Annotated in this window: 13 protein-coding genes; 5 read left to right on the forward strand and 8 right to left on the reverse strand. The window is 65.3% G+C overall.

Annotated elements, in window-relative coordinates; genetic code table 11:
• Positions 1-106: 106 nt before the first annotated feature.
• From gltB to AABD04_RS00165, 3 genes are all read left to right on the forward strand, one after another.
• Positions 107-4,696, forward strand: coding sequence for a glutamate synthase large subunit (gene gltB, locus AABD04_RS00155; RefSeq protein WP_341439772.1), 4,590 nt, complete (start codon positions 107-109; stop codon positions 4,694-4,696).
• Complete coding sequence (locus tag AABD04_RS00160; protein ID WP_341439773.1) at positions 4,689-6,140, forward strand: glutamate synthase subunit beta; 1,452 nt, start codon at positions 4,689-4,691, stop codon at positions 6,138-6,140. Before gltB ends, AABD04_RS00160 begins: the two co-directional genes overlap by 8 nt.
• A gap of 200 nt (positions 6,141-6,340) precedes the next feature.
• Positions 6,341-7,246: a cutinase family protein gene (locus tag AABD04_RS00165; protein ID WP_341439774.1), complete on the forward strand. Its 906-nt coding sequence runs from the start codon at positions 6,341-6,343 to the stop codon at positions 7,244-7,246.
• Here the strand turns inward: AABD04_RS00165 and AABD04_RS00170 are convergent.
• Positions 7,225-8,751 (reverse strand): MFS transporter, encoded by a 1,527-nt coding sequence (locus AABD04_RS00170; protein WP_341439775.1) that lies wholly within the window; start codon positions 8,749-8,751, stop codon positions 7,225-7,227. The genes AABD04_RS00165 and AABD04_RS00170 overlap by 22 nt on opposite strands.
• Positions 8,752-8,850: 99 nt before the next feature.
• Here AABD04_RS00170 and AABD04_RS00175 point away from each other — a divergent pair, with 99 nt between their 5' ends.
• Positions 8,851-9,147, forward strand: coding sequence for a putative quinol monooxygenase (locus tag AABD04_RS00175; RefSeq protein ID WP_243595719.1), 297 nt, complete (start codon positions 8,851-8,853; stop codon positions 9,145-9,147).
• Here AABD04_RS00175 and AABD04_RS00180 read toward each other — a convergent pair.
• From AABD04_RS00180 to AABD04_RS00190, 3 genes are all read right to left on the reverse strand, one after another.
• The gene (locus AABD04_RS00180; protein WP_341439776.1) at positions 9,082-10,593 is read right to left on the reverse strand and encodes a phage infection protein; all 1,512 of its coding nucleotides are present in this window, start codon (positions 10,591-10,593) and stop codon (positions 9,082-9,084) included. The two genes, AABD04_RS00175 and AABD04_RS00180, sit on opposite strands and share 66 nt — an antisense overlap.
• 87 nt (positions 10,594-10,680) lie before the next feature.
• Positions 10,681-11,295, reverse strand: coding sequence for a histidine phosphatase family protein (locus AABD04_RS00185; protein ID WP_341439777.1), 615 nt, complete (start codon positions 11,293-11,295; stop codon positions 10,681-10,683).
• 4 nt (positions 11,296-11,299) lie between these two features.
• A complete protein-coding gene (locus AABD04_RS00190) occupies positions 11,300-12,211 on the reverse strand; it encodes a LysR family transcriptional regulator (protein WP_341439778.1) in 912 nt (303 codons plus the stop codon).
• Positions 12,212-12,293: 82 nt separating this feature from the next.
• Here AABD04_RS00190 and AABD04_RS00195 point away from each other — a divergent pair, with 82 nt between their 5' ends.
• Positions 12,294-13,520, forward strand: coding sequence for an MFS transporter (locus tag AABD04_RS00195; protein ID WP_341439779.1), 1,227 nt, complete (start codon positions 12,294-12,296; stop codon positions 13,518-13,520).
• Here the strand turns inward: AABD04_RS00195 and AABD04_RS00200 are convergent.
• The 4 genes from AABD04_RS00200 to AABD04_RS00215 form a co-directional block, all read right to left on the reverse strand.
• Complete coding sequence (locus AABD04_RS00200; RefSeq protein WP_341439780.1) at positions 13,509-13,937, reverse strand: DUF4190 domain-containing protein; 429 nt, start codon at positions 13,935-13,937, stop codon at positions 13,509-13,511. The genes AABD04_RS00195 and AABD04_RS00200 overlap by 12 nt on opposite strands.
• A gap of 52 nt (positions 13,938-13,989) precedes the next feature.
• Positions 13,990-14,391, reverse strand: coding sequence for a TIGR03618 family F420-dependent PPOX class oxidoreductase (locus AABD04_RS00205; protein ID WP_243595725.1), 402 nt, complete (start codon positions 14,389-14,391; stop codon positions 13,990-13,992).
• Between the two features lie 174 nt (positions 14,392-14,565).
• A complete protein-coding gene (locus tag AABD04_RS00210) occupies positions 14,566-15,570 on the reverse strand; it encodes a beta-ketoacyl-ACP synthase III (RefSeq protein ID WP_243595726.1) in 1,005 nt (334 codons plus the stop codon).
• Between the two features lie 100 nt (positions 15,571-15,670).
• Positions 15,671-16,567 (reverse strand): alpha/beta fold hydrolase, encoded by an 897-nt coding sequence (locus AABD04_RS00215; protein WP_243595727.1) that lies wholly within the window; start codon positions 16,565-16,567, stop codon positions 15,671-15,673.
• Between the last annotated feature and the right edge of the window lie 12 nt (positions 16,568-16,579).

Consider the following 16,579-nt stretch of genomic DNA (forward strand, 5'->3'; position numbering starts at 1 on the left):
CAGGTGCAGCTTCAACGGCGAGGACGCACCGCAGGCCGTTCGCGCAGCCGGTTACACCACACCGTCGCCGACGAGTATCAAGGCTGGACTTATCCGAAGGCTAGGTATGAAGCACACTCCGGGCCCGCAAGGCCTCTACGATCCCGCCAACGAACACGACTCCTGTGGTGTCGCGTTCGTGGTGGACATGCACGGTCGACGCAGTCGCGACATCGTCGAGAAGGCGATCACCGCTCTGGTCAACCTCGAGCACCGCGGTGCTGCCGGCTCCGAACCGAACACCGGTGACGGCGCGGGCATTCTGATCCAGGTTCCGGACGCGTTCTTCCGCGCCGTCGTAGATTTCGAGCTCCCCGCGCCCGGTGCTTACGCAACCGGTGTCGCGTTTCTGCCGCAGGGCCGCAGCGACGCAGCGCGGGCGTGCGAGGGTGTCGAGCGCATCGTCGAGAGCGAGGGCCTGACGGTCCTCGGGTGGCGTGAGGTTCCCACCGACGACTCCTCCCTCGGCGCACTGGCGCGCGACGCGATGCCGACCTTCCGTCAGTTGTTCCTCGCCGCTCCCGACGCCTCGATCACCGATCTGGACCTCGAGCGTCGTGCGTTCGTCATCCGCAAGCGGGTCGAGCACGAGCTGGGCGAAGAGGGCGCGGGCAAGGACGGCCCCGGCCGCGAAACCGTGTACTTCCCGTCGCTGTCCTCGCAGACGTTCGTCTACAAGGGCATGCTGACCACGCCTCAGCTCAAGGGCTTCTACCTCGACCTGCAGGACGAGCGCGTGGAAAGTGCACTCGGGCTTGTGCATTCGCGTTTCTCGACCAACACGTTCCCGTCGTGGCCGCTGGCGCACCCCTTCCGACGCGTCGCCCACAACGGCGAGATCAACACCGCCACCGGCAACGAGAACTGGATGCGGGCCCGCGAGGCGCTCATCACGTCCGACGTGTTCGGCGGTTCCGAGGCCCTCGAGAAGATCTTCCCCGTGGTCACCCACGGAGCAAGTGACACAGCACGTTTCGACGAGGTCCTCGAGCTGCTGCACCTCGGTGGTCGCAGCCTGCCGCACGCCGTGCTCATGATGATTCCCGAGGCGTGGGAGCGGCACGAGTCGATGGACCCCGCACGTCGGGCGTTCTACAAGTACCACTCCTCACTGATGGAGCCCTGGGACGGACCGGCCTCGGTGTGCTTCACCGACGGCACCGTCATCGGAGCGGTCCTCGACCGCAACGGCCTGCGCCCGAGCCGGCTGTGGGTCACCGACGACGGTTTGGTCGTCATGGCGTCCGAGGTCGGCGTTCTCGACATCGACCCGTCCAAGGTCGTCCGCAAGGTTCGCCTGCAGCCCGGCCGGATGTTCCTCGTGGACACCGCGCAGGGCCGCATCGTCTCCGACGACGAGATCAAGGACGAGCTCGCCGCGGAGCATCCGTACCAGCAGTGGCTCGACGAGGGCCTGACCTCGATCGACGATCTGCCCGAGCGCCCGCACGTTCACATGCCGCACGATCGCGTGCTCATCCGTCAACAGATCTTCGGGTACACCACCGAGGAACTGAACGTGCTGGTCTCGCCCATGGCGAAGGCCGGTGCCGAGGCCATCGGTTCGATGGGTACCGATACCCCGATCGCCGTGCTGTCGGCTCGGCCGCGGATGTTGTTCGACTACTTCTCGCAGCTGTTCGCGCAGGTCACCAACCCGCCGCTCGACGCGATCCGCGAAGAGATCGTCACCAGTCTCGGCGGCACCATCGGACCCGAGGGCGATCTGCTCAACCCGGGTGCCGACGGGTGCAAGCAGATCGTGCTGCCGCAGCCGATCCTGCACAACGACGACCTCGCCAAGCTCGTGCACATCAACGACGAGGGCACTCAGGAAGAACTGCGCTCGGTGGTCGTGCGTGGTCTCTACCCGGTGTCCGAGGGCGGTGAAGGTCTGCGAAAGTCGTTGGAGGCCATCCGCGCTCAGGTTTCTGCGGCCATCTCCGGTGGCGCGCGGATCATCGTGCTCTCGGACCGAGAATCGAGCGAGAAGCTCGCTCCGATCCCGTCGCTGCTGCTGACCTCCGCGGTGCACCATCACCTGGTGCGCGAGAAGACCCGCACCAAGGTGGGTCTGATCATCGAGGCCGGTGACGCCCGCGAGGTCCATCACATGGCTCTGCTCATCGGTTTCGGTGCGGCAGCGGTCAACCCGTACATGGCGTTCGAGTCGATCGAGGACATGATCGAGCGCGGTGCCCTCACCGACATCGAGTTCGACAAGGCCGTCTCCAACTACATCAAGGCCGCGGGCAAGGGCGTGCTGAAGGTGATGTCCAAGATGGGCATCTCCACTCTCGCGTCGTACACCGGTGCTCAGCTGTTCCAGGTCATCGGCCTGTCGCAGGAACTGGTCGACGAGTACTTCACCGGGCTCAACAGTCATCTCGGCGGTATCGATCTCGACCAGGTCGCCGACGACGTCGCAGCGCGGCACGCGGTGGCGTACCTGGACAACCGTCAGGAGCGCGCGCACCGCGAGCTCGAGACCGGTGGCGAATACCAGTGGCGTCGGGAAGGGGAGTACCACCTCTTCAACCCGGACACGGTGTTCAAGCTGCAGCACTCCACCCGCACCGGTCAGTACGACATCTTCAAGGAATACACGAAGATGGTCGACGACCAGTCCGAGCGTCTGGCATCGCTGCGCGGCCTGTTCCGATTCAAGACCGAAGAGCGCCGAGCCATTTCGATCGACGAGGTCGAGCCGGCCAGCGAGATCGTCAAGCGGTTCTCCACGGGCGCGATGAGCTACGGGTCCATCTCGGCCGAGGCGCACGAGACCCTCGCCATCGCCATGAACCGACTCGGCGGACGCTCGAACTCCGGTGAGGGCGGCGAGGACGTCTCGCGATTCGAGCCGGACGAGAACGGCGATTGGCGACGCAGTGCCATCAAGCAGGTCGCGTCGGGACGTTTCGGCGTCACCTCGCACTACCTGACCAATTGCACCGACATCCAGATCAAGATGGCGCAGGGAGCCAAGCCCGGTGAGGGCGGCCAGCTTCCGGCGCACAAGGTGTACCCGTGGGTCGCCGAGGTTCGACACTCGACGCCCGGCGTCGGCCTGATCTCGCCGCCCCCGCACCACGACATCTACTCGATCGAGGATCTCGCGCAGCTGATCCACGACCTGAAGAACGCCAACCCGCAGGCCCGCATCCACGTGAAGCTGGTCTCCGAGGTCGGCGTCGGAACGGTCGCGGCCGGTGTGTCCAAGGCGCACGCCGACGTGGTGCTCATCTCGGGCCACGACGGTGGCACCGGCGCAACGCCGTTGACGTCGGTCAAGCATGCGGGTGGGCCGTGGGAGCTCGGTTTGGCCGAGACCCAGCAGACGTTGTTGCTCAACGGTCTTCGCGATCGCATCGTCGTCCAGGTGGACGGTCAGCTCAAGACCGGCCGCGATGTCATGGTTGCCGCACTGCTCGGCGGTGAGGAGTTCGGCTTCGCCACAGCTCCACTCGTCGTCTCGGGCTGCATCATGATGCGCGTCTGCCACCTCGATACCTGCCCCGTCGGTGTCGCAACGCAGAACCCGTTGCTGCGCAAGCGTTTCGCGGGCAAGCCGGAGTTCGTCGAGAACTTCTTCATGTTCATCGCCGAAGAGGTGCGCGAGCTCATGGCCGAGCTCGGCTTCCGCACACTCGACGAGGCCGTCGGCCAGGTGGGTCTGCTGGACACCACCGCGGCCAAGGAGCACTGGAAGGCGTCGAAGCTGGATCTGTCGCCGATCCTCGAAGAGGTCGAGTCGGCGTTCATGAACCAGAACCTCTACAACACCGGGGTTCAGGATCATGGCCTCGACAAGGCGCTTGATCAGCAGCTCATCGCGGCCAGCCGTAACGCGTTGGACAAGGGTGAGAAGGTCGCGTTCGAGTCCAAGATCACCAACGTCAACCGCACCGTCGGCACGATGCTCGGGCACGAGGTCACCAAGGCCTACGGCGGCGTCGGACTCCCGGACGACACCATCGACATCACGTTCACCGGCTCGGCCGGCAACAGTTTCGGTGCTTTCGTCCCGTCCGGAATGACACTCCGACTGAACGGTGATGCCAACGACTTCGTCGGCAAGGGGCTCTCCGGTGGACATCTCGTGCTGCGGCCGTCGTTGAACGCTCCGAAGGGATTCGTCGCCGAGGACAACATCATCGGTGGCAACGTGTTCCTGTTCGGTGCCACCAGCGGTGAGGCGCTCATCCGCGGGGTCGTCGGCGAGCGGTTCGCGGTTCGCAACTCCGGCGCGGAGGCCGTCGTCGAAGGCGTCGGCGACCACGGGTGCGAGTACATGACCGGCGGCAAGGTCGTCATTCTCGGCACGACGGGCCGGAACTTCGGTGCAGGCATGTCCGGCGGCGTCGCGTTCGTCTTCGACCCGGACAAGACGTTCGAGGCCAATCTCAACACCGAGTTGGTCGACATCGAGGAGCTCGAAGGTGACGAGTTCACCTGGCTGAAGGACATCGTCACCCGTCATCAGGAGCAGACCGGCTCCGAGGTGGCCGAGCGGATCCTCGCGGACTGGTCACAGCAGGTGAACCACTTCGTGAAGGTCATGCCTCGCGATTACAAGAAGGTACTGCTGGCCATCTCCGAAGCCGAGAAGAACGGCGCGGACGTGGACGAAGCGATCATGGAGGCAGCTCGTGGGTGACCCACAGGGATTTTTGAAGAACACGGTTCGCGAGGTACCGAAGCGGCGGCCCGTCGACCTGCGCCTGATGGACTGGAAAGAGGTCTACGAGGACTTCTCGAAGGACACGCTGCGCACCCAGGCAAGTCGATGCATGGACTGCGGTATTCCGTTCTGCCACAACGGCTGCCCGCTCGGGAACCTGATCCCCGAGTGGAACGACCTGGTGTTCAAGGACCGCTGGCGCGACAGCATCGATCGACTGCACGCCACCAACAACTTCCCGGAATTCACCGGGCGGTTGTGCCCGGCCCCGTGCGAGGCGGCCTGTGTCCTCGGCATCAACCAGGATCCGGTCACGATCAAGCAGGTCGAGGTCGAGATCATCGACAAGGCCTTCGAAGAGGGTTGGGTCACGCCGGTCTATCCGACGCACCTGACCGGTAAGACCGTCGCCGTCGTCGGCTCCGGACCCGCGGGACTTGCTGCAGCGCAGCAGCTCACCCGCGCCGGCCACACCGTCACGGTGTTCGAGCGTGCCGATCGGATCGGTGGACTGCTGCGCTACGGCATCCCCGAGTTCAAGATGGAGAAGCGCCACATCGATCGTCGGCTGGCGCAGATGGAGGCCGAGGGCACCGTCTTCCGCACCGGAGTCGATGTGGGCGTGGACATCTCGGCCGACGAACTGCGCGAGCAGTTCGATGCCGTCGTCCTCTCCGGCGGTGCCACCGCCTGGCGCGACCTGCCCATCGAGGGCCGCGAGCTCGACGGCATCTACCAGGCCATGGAGTTCCTGCCGCACGCCAATCGCGTCCAGCAGGGCGATTTCGCTGCACCGCCCGTCAGTGCCGAGGGCAAGAAGGTCGTCATCATCGGCGGCGGCGACACCGGGGCCGACTGCCTGGGCACCTCGCACCGTCAGGGCGCCGAGAGCGTCCACCAGTTCGAGATCATGGCCCGACCGCCCGAGGAGCGTGCGACGTCCACCCCGTGGCCGACGTACCCGCTGATGTACCGGGTGGCGTCCGCACACGAGGAGGGCGGCGAACGCGTCTTCTCCGTCAACACCGAGCGTTTCGTCGGCGAAGACGGCAAGGTCACCGCGCTCGAAGCCTGTGAGGTCGAGTTCAAGGCAGGCAAGTTCGAGAAGGTCGAGGGCAGCGAGTTCACCCTCGAGGCCGATCTGGTTCTGCTCGCCATGGGATTTGTCGGACCCGACAAGGGCGGCCTGCTGACCGACCTGGGTGTCGACTTCAATCAGCGCGGCAACGTGGAGCGCACCAACGAGTGGGTCACCAACGTCCCCGGCGTGTTCGTCGCCGGAGACATGGGTCGCGGCCAGTCGCTCATCGTGTGGGCCATCGCCGAGGGCCGCTCCTGCGCGGCCGCCGTCGACACCTTCCTGCAGGGAGAAACGGCACTGCCGTCGCCGATCGTGCCCACCCAGGCACCGCAGCGGTAAATCGCTTTTCTTCGCCGAGCTCGAAGTTATGGATGGATTACGGTCCGATCCCGTCCATAACTTCGAGCTCGGCTGCGTTTGATGACCTCGCCCACGCGGTTACGTCCGTTAACCATGTGGGCATCTGATGGTCACAGGCCGCTGTCATTGTGGTGATCGAACAGAAGAAGCGTTCGATCACCCAGTGAGGCCCCCTCCCCATGAGTGTCAAGAAGATCTGCGCCGGTATCGGCGTCGCAGCGGCTGTCGCATCCGGTCTGGTTGTCGGGGCGGCATCGCCCGCCGCCGCCGATCCGGCCGATTGCCCGACGATGTACGTCGTCGCCATTCCGGGCACCTGGGAGACCAGCTCGGGCGCGGCGCCGAAGCCGGGGATGCTCACCGACGTCACCGATCGTCTCGGTAGCGATATCCGCACCGACTATGTCTCGTATCCTGCTACCGCGTTCCCGTGGGAGGGCGAGGTGTACGGGCAGTCCCGCGCTGCGGCCGTCGCCAACGCGGGCGGAATGTTGAAAGCCATGGCAGATCGTTGCGGCGCAACGAAACTCGGTATCATCGGCTACAGCCAGGGCGCCGACGCGGCAGGCGATCTCGCCGCCGCCATCGGCACCGGAGTCGGCGTTGTGCCCGCGGACAGGGTGGTGGCGGTGGGCTTGATCTCCGACCCGAAGCGCTCCGATACCGATGCTCTGGTGGGGCCCGCCGTGGTCGGAACCGGTGTCGGCGGACCGCGGGTCGGCGGATTCGGCTACGTCAGCCCCGTGGTGCGGACGTTCTGTGCCGTCGGCGATCTGTACTGCTCGACGCCCAAGGACGATTACGTCGCGCGGTTGGCCGGCTTCTTGGCCGTCTCGTCCAACCCCGCGCCCGACGTCGCCGACCAGTACTCGCAGGAAGCGCAGTCCTTGATCTCCGATCTCGCAGCAGCCGGTGGTTTGCCCGTGCTGCAGGGCCAGCTCTCGGATCAGGCCAACGAACAGCGCCGCCGGGAGATCGAGGCGTTCTACCGCTCCGGAATCCACCAGGAGTACCAGACCTACGACGTCGAGAACGGCCAGTCCGCGACGCGGTGGTTGGCGCGCTACCTCGCCGACGCGGTCTGACGGCGTAGCAGCACGAAGACGGTCACTGCACTGACGGCCATCAGGACGGCGCTCGTACCGGACGCAAGAGTGAACCCGTCGATGAAGGACGAGTTCGCGACGGCAGTCAGTTGTGAGGCGAACGGCTCGGGTAGGTAGTCGGCGACGGCGATGGCACCGCCGATGGTTTCTCTGGCGGGGTCGGCTATCTCGGAAGGCGTCCCCACCGGGATGACGTCCTCCATACGGTGGCGGTAGACGGTACTGCCGATCGTGCCGAGGATGGCGATGCCGACGGCCCCGCCCAATTCGGCTCCGGTTTCGGACAACGCCGATGCGGCACCGGCCTTTTCGGGAGCGGCGGCGGTGAGCACGATGTCGGAATTAAGCGTCGACGCTGCGCCGATACCGAAGGTCAACACGGCCATCCCGGTGAGCAGCAGCGGTAGCCCCGAGTCGGCGTTCACGAATACCATTGCCGTGCAGCCGATGGCGATGGACAACAGTCCGCCGGCGATGATCGTGCCCGTCCGGATCACCTTGCTCAGAGTCGGCGCGAGCACGGCACCGGCCGCGGCGGTGACGGCGGGAACGAGCAGCCACAGACCGGCTTCGAGCGGCCCGAGCCCGACGACGAGCTGTAGGTACTGAGACGCGAAGAGGCTGAATCCGGTCATGGCGAAGATGACCAGGAACTGCACCACGACCGCTGCGCTGAAGGCTCGTTCGGCGAAGAGCGTGACGTCGATCAGCGGGTTCGCGGCCCTGCGCTGCCGGAGGACGAACACCGTGCCCAGTGCCAGACCGGCGAGCGCGCTGACGCCCGCTGCGGTGTCGATTCCCTCCTGTGCGCCGTGTTTGATGGCGAAGACGATGGAGAGCATGGAGGAGATCGCGAGGACCACGCTGATCGGGTCGAATCTGCCGGGGTCGGCGTCCTTGAACTCGGGCACCAGCAGCGGGGCAGCGACGAAGAGCACGACCATGATCGGGATGTTGATCAAGAACACCGAACCCCACCAGAAGTGTTCGAGCAGAACACCTCCGATGACGGGCCCCACCGCAGCTCCGCCCGCGAAACCGGCGGTCCACAGACCGATGGCCTCCTTGCGTTGAGTGGGATCGTGAAACATGTTGCGTATCAGGGAGAGTGTGCTCGGCGCGATGGTGGCTCCACCGATCCCCAGGAGAGCGCGTGCGGCGAGCAGCATTTCGGGGGAGGTGGAGAACGTTGCGGCGAGTGACGCGGCACCGAACACGACGGCGCCGATCATGAGCAGGGTGCGTCGGCCGATGCGATCGCCGAGCGAGCCCATGGTGATGAGGAGGCCGGCAAGCAGGAATCCGTAGATGTCGAGGATCCACAGCGTCTGGTTGCCGGTGGGTTCGAGATCGGCCGACATGAACGGCAGGGCGAGGTACAGCACCGACATGTCCATCGACACGACGAGAATCGGCACCACCAGCACTGCGAGGCCGAGCCAATCCTTCCTGGTGGCGCGTTGGTCGGTTGCCGTCTGGCTCACTGTGACTTCCCTTCCCGATTCGACACCTCAGCTTAGGTGGGTCGGGAGTACGTTCGGTGAGGAAATGTGTGTCTCGCCGAACGAAGGAAACATCACCTCATGGCCAACGATCTGAAGGTCGTCGCGACGATCATCGCCAAGCCGGATGCCGTCGACGCCGTGCGCGACGGCCTGACGGCCCTCGTCGCCGAATCACGGAAGGAAGACGGGAACGTCTCCTACGAGCTGTTCGAGTCTGCGGTGGAGGCGGGAACCTTCGTCACCATCGAGGTCTGGAAGTCGCAGGAGGACCTCGACGGTCACATGCAGACCCCGCATCTGCAGCAGGCGCTAAGCGAGTTCGGTGCCCATCTCGCGGCTCCGCCCGCCATCCATCCGCTCCGACCCGTCGGCTGAGTCACGTCGCGCGCTCGCGTACACCAGCGCCGAGACGGCCAGCAGGGCCACCGTCGCCGCGATCGCGAGCCAGCCGGTCCCGCTCATCTCGCCCGACGCGATGATGCGGGCACCGGCGGCGGTGTAGCTCATCGGCATGAACGCCGCCAGATCGCCCCAGATCGGTGCCGTCGACGCGTAGGCAAATCCGCAGACGACGACCTGCACCACGAGGGCGACGACGTTGACGATCTGCCCGACGACGGCACCGAGCACCCGTTGAATTGCTCCCGCTGCAGCAAGGTAGGCCGCGGCGGAGACGATCAGGAATGCGCCTGCACCGAGCACGGGCCCGAGAGCGGCATCGGTGGCGAAGGCGAACGCGACCGCGGCGCTGACGCCCACGGCGGCGACGGCGGCAACCACCGAGAGCACGCGTGGGCTGCTGTCCTTGCCGAGGACGCGCACGAGGCTGACGCATCCGAGAGCTCCGAGCGCCATGAGGGCGGCGATCAGATACGGGGTGGCACCGGTGCCGGTGCCGGTGGTCGTGGCCGTGGCCGCGACGTTCTGGTCGGAGGTGGCGTCGTCGGTGGCGGCAGTGGTGCCCGGCGGGAGTGCCGCGGAGGCGTCGCGCACGTTGGTGGCGATGCCGTTGACGATTCCCTCGACCGGCTCGACCGACGTCACGAGCTGATCGGTGCCGGCCTTGAGCTGCTGGCCACCGTCGTCGAGCTGGCCGAGTCCGTCACGCAACTGGACCGTGGCGTCGCCGAGCTGTGCGGTGGCACCGAGGAACTGACTGTTGGGGTCGTTGAGCTCGGAGGACAGCTGCTGAGCACCGCCCTTGAGGGTCTGCAGCTGAGCGAGTGTATCGGGACCGAACGCCTGCGTGTTGAGGTTGTCGATCACTCCGCGGATCTCGCTGGAAATCGCGTCGGATCCCGGATGCGGGAAGCGATCGACCGTATCTGCCGTGGCGGCCAGCTTTGCGGTGAAGTCGGCCTGCAGAGCGCCGAAGCCGGCGAGCTGGTCGACGACCTGGTCGACGCCACCGCTGATCTGCGACGCACCGTCCCCGAGCTGACCGATGCCGTCGCGGTACTGCCCGAACCCGTCGGCGAGCTGGATGGTTCCGTCGTGAGCCTGGGTGATGCCGTCGGCGAGCTGGCCGACGCCGTCGTTGAGCTGCGTTCCGCCTGCGGTCAGCTGACCGATGCCGCTGGAGAGAAAGGTGATCGGGAGCGATGCACTGTTGAGGCTGCTCCTGGCCTTGGACAGGGGATCGGCCGTCTGCTGCTGAGGTGAAGGTGCCTGCTCGGTCCCGGCGGCGACGGTGGTGGTTTCAGCGGATTCGCCGCCGAGGTCGTAGCCGGTGCCGAGTGCGAATGCACCCACTGCCACCAGAGGAATCGCCAGTGCAGTGAGAGCAACGGCAGGACGTCGGAAGATACGCAATTCACCCATGATGAGTTCGAGGCTAACTGCCAGGTGCGGCCCCGCCTACCACTCGGCCACCGTCGACGCCACGTTTCATGCCTGTGAGCTGGGACTTTAAGAGCTTTCTGTGGATTGCCGGTTGCGGGGCAACAGGTCCCAGACGTGCTCGGTTTCGTTCACCGAGGACACCGACCTCGCGCCGCTGCGCGAGAACAGCACCCGCGTCACCGAGCAGTAGTCGATGGGGAAGCCGAGCACCTTCGGGGTCTGCAGAATGTCCTGCAGAAGGATGTTGACGACGCCGCCGTGAGCGAAGAGCGCGACGGTGTCGGTGTGCGCGGCGGCCGAGACGATGTCGGCCACCCCGGCCAGAACGCGGCTACGAAACGCCTGCTCGTCGACCTGTTCGGGGAGATGCCCGGCCTTGATTCGGTCGAATGCGTCGCGGAATTCGATCTTGGCCGACTCGATCGGCACGTACCCGCCGAAGTCGCGGTCGTATTCGGTCACGCGCTCGTCGGGTTCGACGGTCAGGCCGAGCCGGTCGGCCAGTGGCTGTGCCGTCTGGACGGCGCGGAGCTGGGAACTGGACACGACTCGGGAAATCGGGAATCGAGCCACGGCACCTGGCACCCGCAGGGATTGTTCGACGCCGAGTTCGGCGAGAGCGGGATCGGCGGAGGTCTCCGACCGTTGTGGCAGTGCGTGCCGAACCAGAACCAGTTGCATCGACTCACCTAATCACGAGTGTTCGGCCGCTGCGCAGCACCATCGATTTGAAGGCCGTCACCTGCCGAGGCCATTCGGCCTGTGGATTCCACACCATGCCGATGCGTCGACTGGCCGCGGGTTGGGTGAGCCCGATGTCGACGGTTCCGCCCTCGCCGCCGTGCGCGCGGATCCGGGGCAGGATGGCGATGCCGAGACCGGCCCCGACCAGCCCGCGCACCGTGTGGGTGTCCTGCCCCTCGAATGCGATGCGTGGGGTGAAACCGGCCTCCGCCCACAACTCGTCGCAGATCGACCGCATCCCGAAGCCGTGGCCCATCGCGATGTAGCTCTCGTCGGCCGTGTCGGCCAGGTCGACCGATCTGCGTGCGGCGAGGCGATGATCGGCCGGAACCACCAGCATCAGTCTCTCGTCGTAGAGCTGGAACGAGTTGGCGTCGGTGTGCTCGGTGCTGAGGGAGACGAACGCGAGGTCGGATGCGCCGTCAGCCAGGCGGTCCAGGCAGCGTGCGCGTGCGCCCTGATCCAGATCGAAGGTGACGGCCGGATGATCGACGCGGAACTGTCTGATCAGCGCGGGTACGACGTCCTCGCCCAGGGTGTTCTGAAACGCCACCGCGATGCGGCCGCGGGCTCGGGCGTCGTGCTCGGTCAATGCGTCGATTCCGGCGTCGATGTCGCTCAACGCCCGCTGCAGGTAGGGAATCAACACTCGCCCGGTGCTGGTGAGCACGATGCCGCGGCCGCGTCGTTCCACGATGTCGACGCCGAGGATCGCCGAGGCGCGGGCCACCTGCCGGCTGACGGTGGGCTGTGGGATGCCCAGGACGTGCGCGGCGTCGGTGATGTGCTCGGTGTCGGCCACCGCGACGAGGGTCGGCAGCAGCGGTAGCAATTCGATCGCTTCGCGACGCATGTCCGAATCATATCGCTGTCGTATCGGTTTGCCGGGTCTCATGCATTGGACGAATACCGTGAGCGCTTCTAACGTGATCCGCATGACTACGACGGAGCCCGACGTCCTGGGATGGGAGGGACACCCCAGGGGATCGCGCGAATACCGTCGGCTCGTGTTGGCGTTGCTGTTCGCCGGAGTCGCGACGTTCGCTCAGCTGTACTCGGTCCAGGGCATCCTGCCGCTCATCGCCGCCAATCTCGACATCACTCCGTCTCAGTCCTCGCTCGCGGTCGGACTCGCAACGGTCGGTGTCGCGGTCTCCGTGATCCCGTGGTCGGTGGCGGCAGACCGGATCGGTCGAGTCCGGGCCATGACGGCGTCGGTCCTCACCGCGACGACGCTGGGACTGCTGGTGCCGCTGGCACCGTCGCTCGAGGTGTTGCTCGGCGTGCGATTCCTCGAAGGTGCTGCGCTGGGCGGTCTTCCGGCCATCGCGATCGCATACCTCAGCGAAGAAGTGCATCGCAATCACACCGCGTTGGCAGCGGCGACCTACGTGTCCGGTACGACGCTCGGCGGTCTGCTGGGCCGCATCGTCGCGGGACCTGTTGCGGAATACACCAACTGGCGCATCGGTACGTTGACCGTGTCACTGATCGCGGCAATCGCCGCCGCGCTGTTCGTGTGGCTCGCTCCTCGGCCGCGAACGACGCTTGTGCACAGCCACATTCGCGACCTACCGAAACGGCTGTGGGTGAATCTTCGCGAACCGGGGATGCTGGCCCTGTACGGCCAGGGCTTCCTGTTGATGGGCGGCTTCGTCGCGATCTACAACTTCCTCGGATTCCGTTTGGAGGCCGTGCCTTTCGGGCTACCGCAGTCCTTGATCAGCCTGATCTTCGTGGCGTACCTCAGCGGTACGGTGTCCTCACGGGTGGCGGGAAAGCTCGCGACGAAGCACGGCAGGTCGGCAGTACTCGCCGGATCCACTGCGACGATGATCGTCGGAGTGGCCCTGACGATGGCCTCGAACCTCGTCGTCATTCTGACCGGCCTGGTGATCCTGACCATGGGTTTCTTTGCCGCCCACGCCATTGCGTCGGGGTGGACCGGCCAACGCGCCGTGCACGGTCGCGCACAGGCCACCTCGCTGTACAACCTCTTCTACTACGGCGGATCGTCCGTCGTCGGTTGGATCGGCGGCATCGTGTTCCAGTCCCTGGGATGGAACGCATTGGCGCTCTTCGTCATTGCACTGGCATTGATCGCAGGCGTCTGGGCCGCGTGTCTGAACGGTCGATTGGCGCAGCCTGTATCAGTAGGTTGAAGTATTCGCGGCAGCGATCGCAAAGAGAACGATCGCGCCCACGATGACGATGACGAACAGCGCGATCGAGACGTAGCCGACGATCAGACCCGCCGTCGCGAACCCGGATCCGCCTTCGCCCGTGCGCCTGATCTGGCCGCGCGAAATGTGGCCACACACCACAGCACACACCGACGCGAGCAACGGAATGAACGTCAGACCCAGAATCGCCAATACGAGCGAGACAACCGCCAAGGTGTTGGTGGTCGGCGGGGCCTGATACCCGCCGGCATAGGGCGCATAGCCGTACTGGGGGTTGGGATACTGGGGGTTGGGTTGCTGGGGGTTCTGGTACGGCGGGTACTGCTGCTGTCCAGGATCCGGCTGATCACCGTCGGACTTGTCGAACGGACCGAAATTGCCCTGCGGATAGCCCATTGCGGGAGTCTTGCACCTCGACACCGTCGCCGCAACAGCACTCGACCGTGGGCTATGTCCCGAGCTTGCCCCAGCCCACATACGCATCGACGGTCACGAACCCGGTCACCCGAGGCTGATCCCGAACCGGATACGGATTGCCGGTGTAGTGCGTCGAAATGCGATCGATGTCCACCAGCTCCGGATCGTCCTGGAGCTCGATCGAACCGTGCACCGTGATGTGGGTGTACCAACTGGCGTCGTCCAACACCGAAATCGAGACCTTCGGATTGGCCCTGATGTGCTCGAGACGCTTACGAGACGCGTCGAAATTGAGCACGACCTTCCCGTCCTCCCATAGATACCAAGTGGGCGCGGTGATCGGCGTTCCATCGGCACGAACCACAGCCATGACTGCGGGATTCGCCTTCGTCAACATCTCAACAGCAGCATCGGGCAACGGGGGCTTCGGCATAGGACAACACTACGACCCCACCCGTCCATAATCCGACAAAATTCGCCCACAGTGCCCGCCCCGAGTCCACTCGATGTGCCATTGACTGCCGAAAAGGCCACTGAATGTCACATCGAGTGCACTGGGGATCCGGGTGCACTCGGAAGGTCGAGTGCATTGGACGTAATTCGGCGACTACAGGTTGGGCAGTTTGACTACCTGTCCGGCGTAGGAGAGTCCGGCACCGAAGGCGAGCAGCAGAGCGGTGTCTCCTGCTTTTGCTTTGCCGGTACGCAGGAGCTCTTCCATGGCCAAGGGGATCGAGGCTGCCGAGGTGTTGCCGGTTTCGGCGATGTCGTTGGCGACCGGGGTGCCGTCGGACAGGTTCAGGCTCTTGGCCAGCAGTTCGGTGATGCGGCTGTTGGCTTGGTGGGGGATGAAGGCGTGCAGTTCGTCGGTCTTGATGCCGGCGACGTCGAGGACTCGCTGCGCGGCCTTGCCCATTTCGAACGCGGCCCAGCGGAAGACGGAGATTCCGTTCATCCGGATCCAGGGTCGCTCCAGGCCTTCTTCGGTGATGTAGTCGTACCAGTCGGTTGTCTGAACGATGGCGTCGGACTGCGATCCGTCGGAGCCCCAGACGGCGGGTCCGATCTCGGTTTCGTCGCTCTGCCCGACGACCACGGCACCTGCGCCGTCGGCGAAGATGAAGCGTGTGGTGCGGTCGTAGGGGTCGGTGGTGACGCTGAGCTGTTCTGCGCCGATGACGAGGACGTACTTGGAGGTTCCGGCCTTGACCAGGTCGGATGCGACGGCGAGGGAGTAGCAGAATCCTGCGCAGCCGGCGCAGATGTCGAATGCTGCTGGGCCCTTGGTGCCGAGTCCGTGCGCTACTTTCGCGGCTGCTTGGGGTGTGAGTTCGAGATGTGTCGAGGTGGCGACGATGACGGTGTCGACCTGATCGGCGGTGATTCCGCTGGCCTCGAGGGCTTTGCGTCCTGCGGAGATGGACATCTCCACGACGTTTTCCTTGGGATCTGCGAAGCGCCGGTTCTTGATTCCCGAACGCGTTTGGATCCACTCGTCACTCGAGTCGATGAATTCACAGATCTCGTCGTTGGTCACGACTCTCTCGGGGCGGTGAACGCCGAGTCCGAGTAGTTTCGACTGTCGTCCCTGCGTCGTGCTGATCGCACCCATCTTCAATTTCCTCTCGTGCTACCGCGCCATCGCCGAGCTTCGGCTCGGGTCTTGGGCTACGGGCTCGGTGACACACGTTACGTGCGCCGCCTCGAGGGGTTCACACCAGTTCGGTGATGAGGGCTGCGACCTCGGCGGGTTTGTCGATCATGGCGTGGTGATGGGCGGGCATGACGACGGTGAACTCGGCACGCAGATACGCGGCGAGCCTGCGTTGAGTCTTGATCCATCTCTTGCCCCACGGGGATGGCCGTCCGGTGTGGGCTGCGGCGACGATGACCGGAACAAGGAGTGGCACACGCTTCCGAAGTCTGTTCAGTTCGACCGCGAGGTCGGGGTAGACAACATCTTCCACGAGTGCAGCTGTGAGGTAGGCGGGCCTGCGGTAGATGTCGTCCACCCAATCGAACGTCTCCTGCGGTGTGCCGTCGGGCGGTGTCGCCTGGTTGAGGACGCGGCGCACCCGCGGACCGACCAGCTTCTGCACGCCGCTCTTGCTGAGCACGGTTGCGATCAGGTGTGCAACCTCGACGCGCACGACAGTCGGGATGAAGCGTCGGGGGTCGGATTCTGCACTGGAATCGAGCAAGAGAATCCCGCGGATGCGCGACGGGTACAGCCGGGCGACGGCTTCGGCATAGAAGCCGGCAATCGAATGACCTACGACGACGGCAGGCTCCGCGACTCCGAGTGCGTCCAGGACGCCGACGATCCTGTCGGCCTCCCCGCGGACGGTGGGCGTGGCACCGTCGGGCAGGGGGTCGCTGAGTCCGAAGCCGGGGCGGTCGAGCACGACCACGTGATGGTGGGCGCTCAGGATGTCGACGGTGTCGTTCCAGTCGAACCAATTGCTGCCGAGGCCCCCGCACAGAACGACTGTGGGGCCTGTCCCGCGCACCAACAGGTGCAGACGTTGTCCGTCCACCTCGACGTACCGACCGGGAGAATGTTTCACGGGAAACAACGCACCGCGTTCGGTTCGATCCGCGTTGTCCATGTCTGGTTCCCC

This window comes from Rhodococcoides navarretei (assembly GCF_038069675.1).
Lineage (GTDB): Bacteria > Actinomycetota > Actinomycetes > Mycobacteriales > Mycobacteriaceae > Rhodococcoides > Rhodococcoides navarretei.

Bases quoted from the DNA above. Each gene is read 5' to 3' on its own strand.
- gltB (WP_341439772.1), top strand. From the start codon at position 107: ATGAAGCACACTCCGGGCCCGCAAGGCCTCTACGATCCCGCCAACGAA.
- AABD04_RS00165 (WP_341439774.1), top strand. From the start codon at position 6,341: ATGAGTGTCAAGAAGATCTGCGCCGGTATCGGCGTCGCAGCGGCTGTC.
- AABD04_RS00175 (WP_243595719.1), top strand. From the start codon at position 8,851: ATGGCCAACGATCTGAAGGTCGTCGCGACGATCATCGCCAAGCCGGAT.
- AABD04_RS00180 (WP_341439776.1), bottom strand. From the start codon at position 10,593: ATGGGTGAATTGCGTATCTTCCGACGTCCTGCCGTTGCTCTCACTGCA.
- AABD04_RS00185 (WP_341439777.1), bottom strand. From the start codon at position 11,295: ATGCAACTGGTTCTGGTTCGGCACGCACTGCCACAACGGTCGGAGACC.
- AABD04_RS00190 (WP_341439778.1), bottom strand. From the start codon at position 12,211: ATGCGTCGCGAAGCGATCGAATTGCTACCGCTGCTGCCGACCCTCGTC.
- AABD04_RS00195 (WP_341439779.1), top strand. From the start codon at position 12,294: ATGACTACGACGGAGCCCGACGTCCTGGGATGGGAGGGACACCCCAGG.
- AABD04_RS00200 (WP_341439780.1), bottom strand. From the start codon at position 13,937: ATGGGCTATCCGCAGGGCAATTTCGGTCCGTTCGACAAGTCCGACGGT.
- AABD04_RS00205 (WP_243595725.1), bottom strand. From the start codon at position 14,391: ATGCCGAAGCCCCCGTTGCCCGATGCTGCTGTTGAGATGTTGACGAAG.
- AABD04_RS00210 (WP_243595726.1), bottom strand. From the start codon at position 15,570: ATGGGTGCGATCAGCACGACGCAGGGACGACAGTCGAAACTACTCGGA.
- AABD04_RS00215 (WP_243595727.1), bottom strand. From the start codon at position 16,567: ATGGACAACGCGGATCGAACCGAACGCGGTGCGTTGTTTCCCGTGAAA.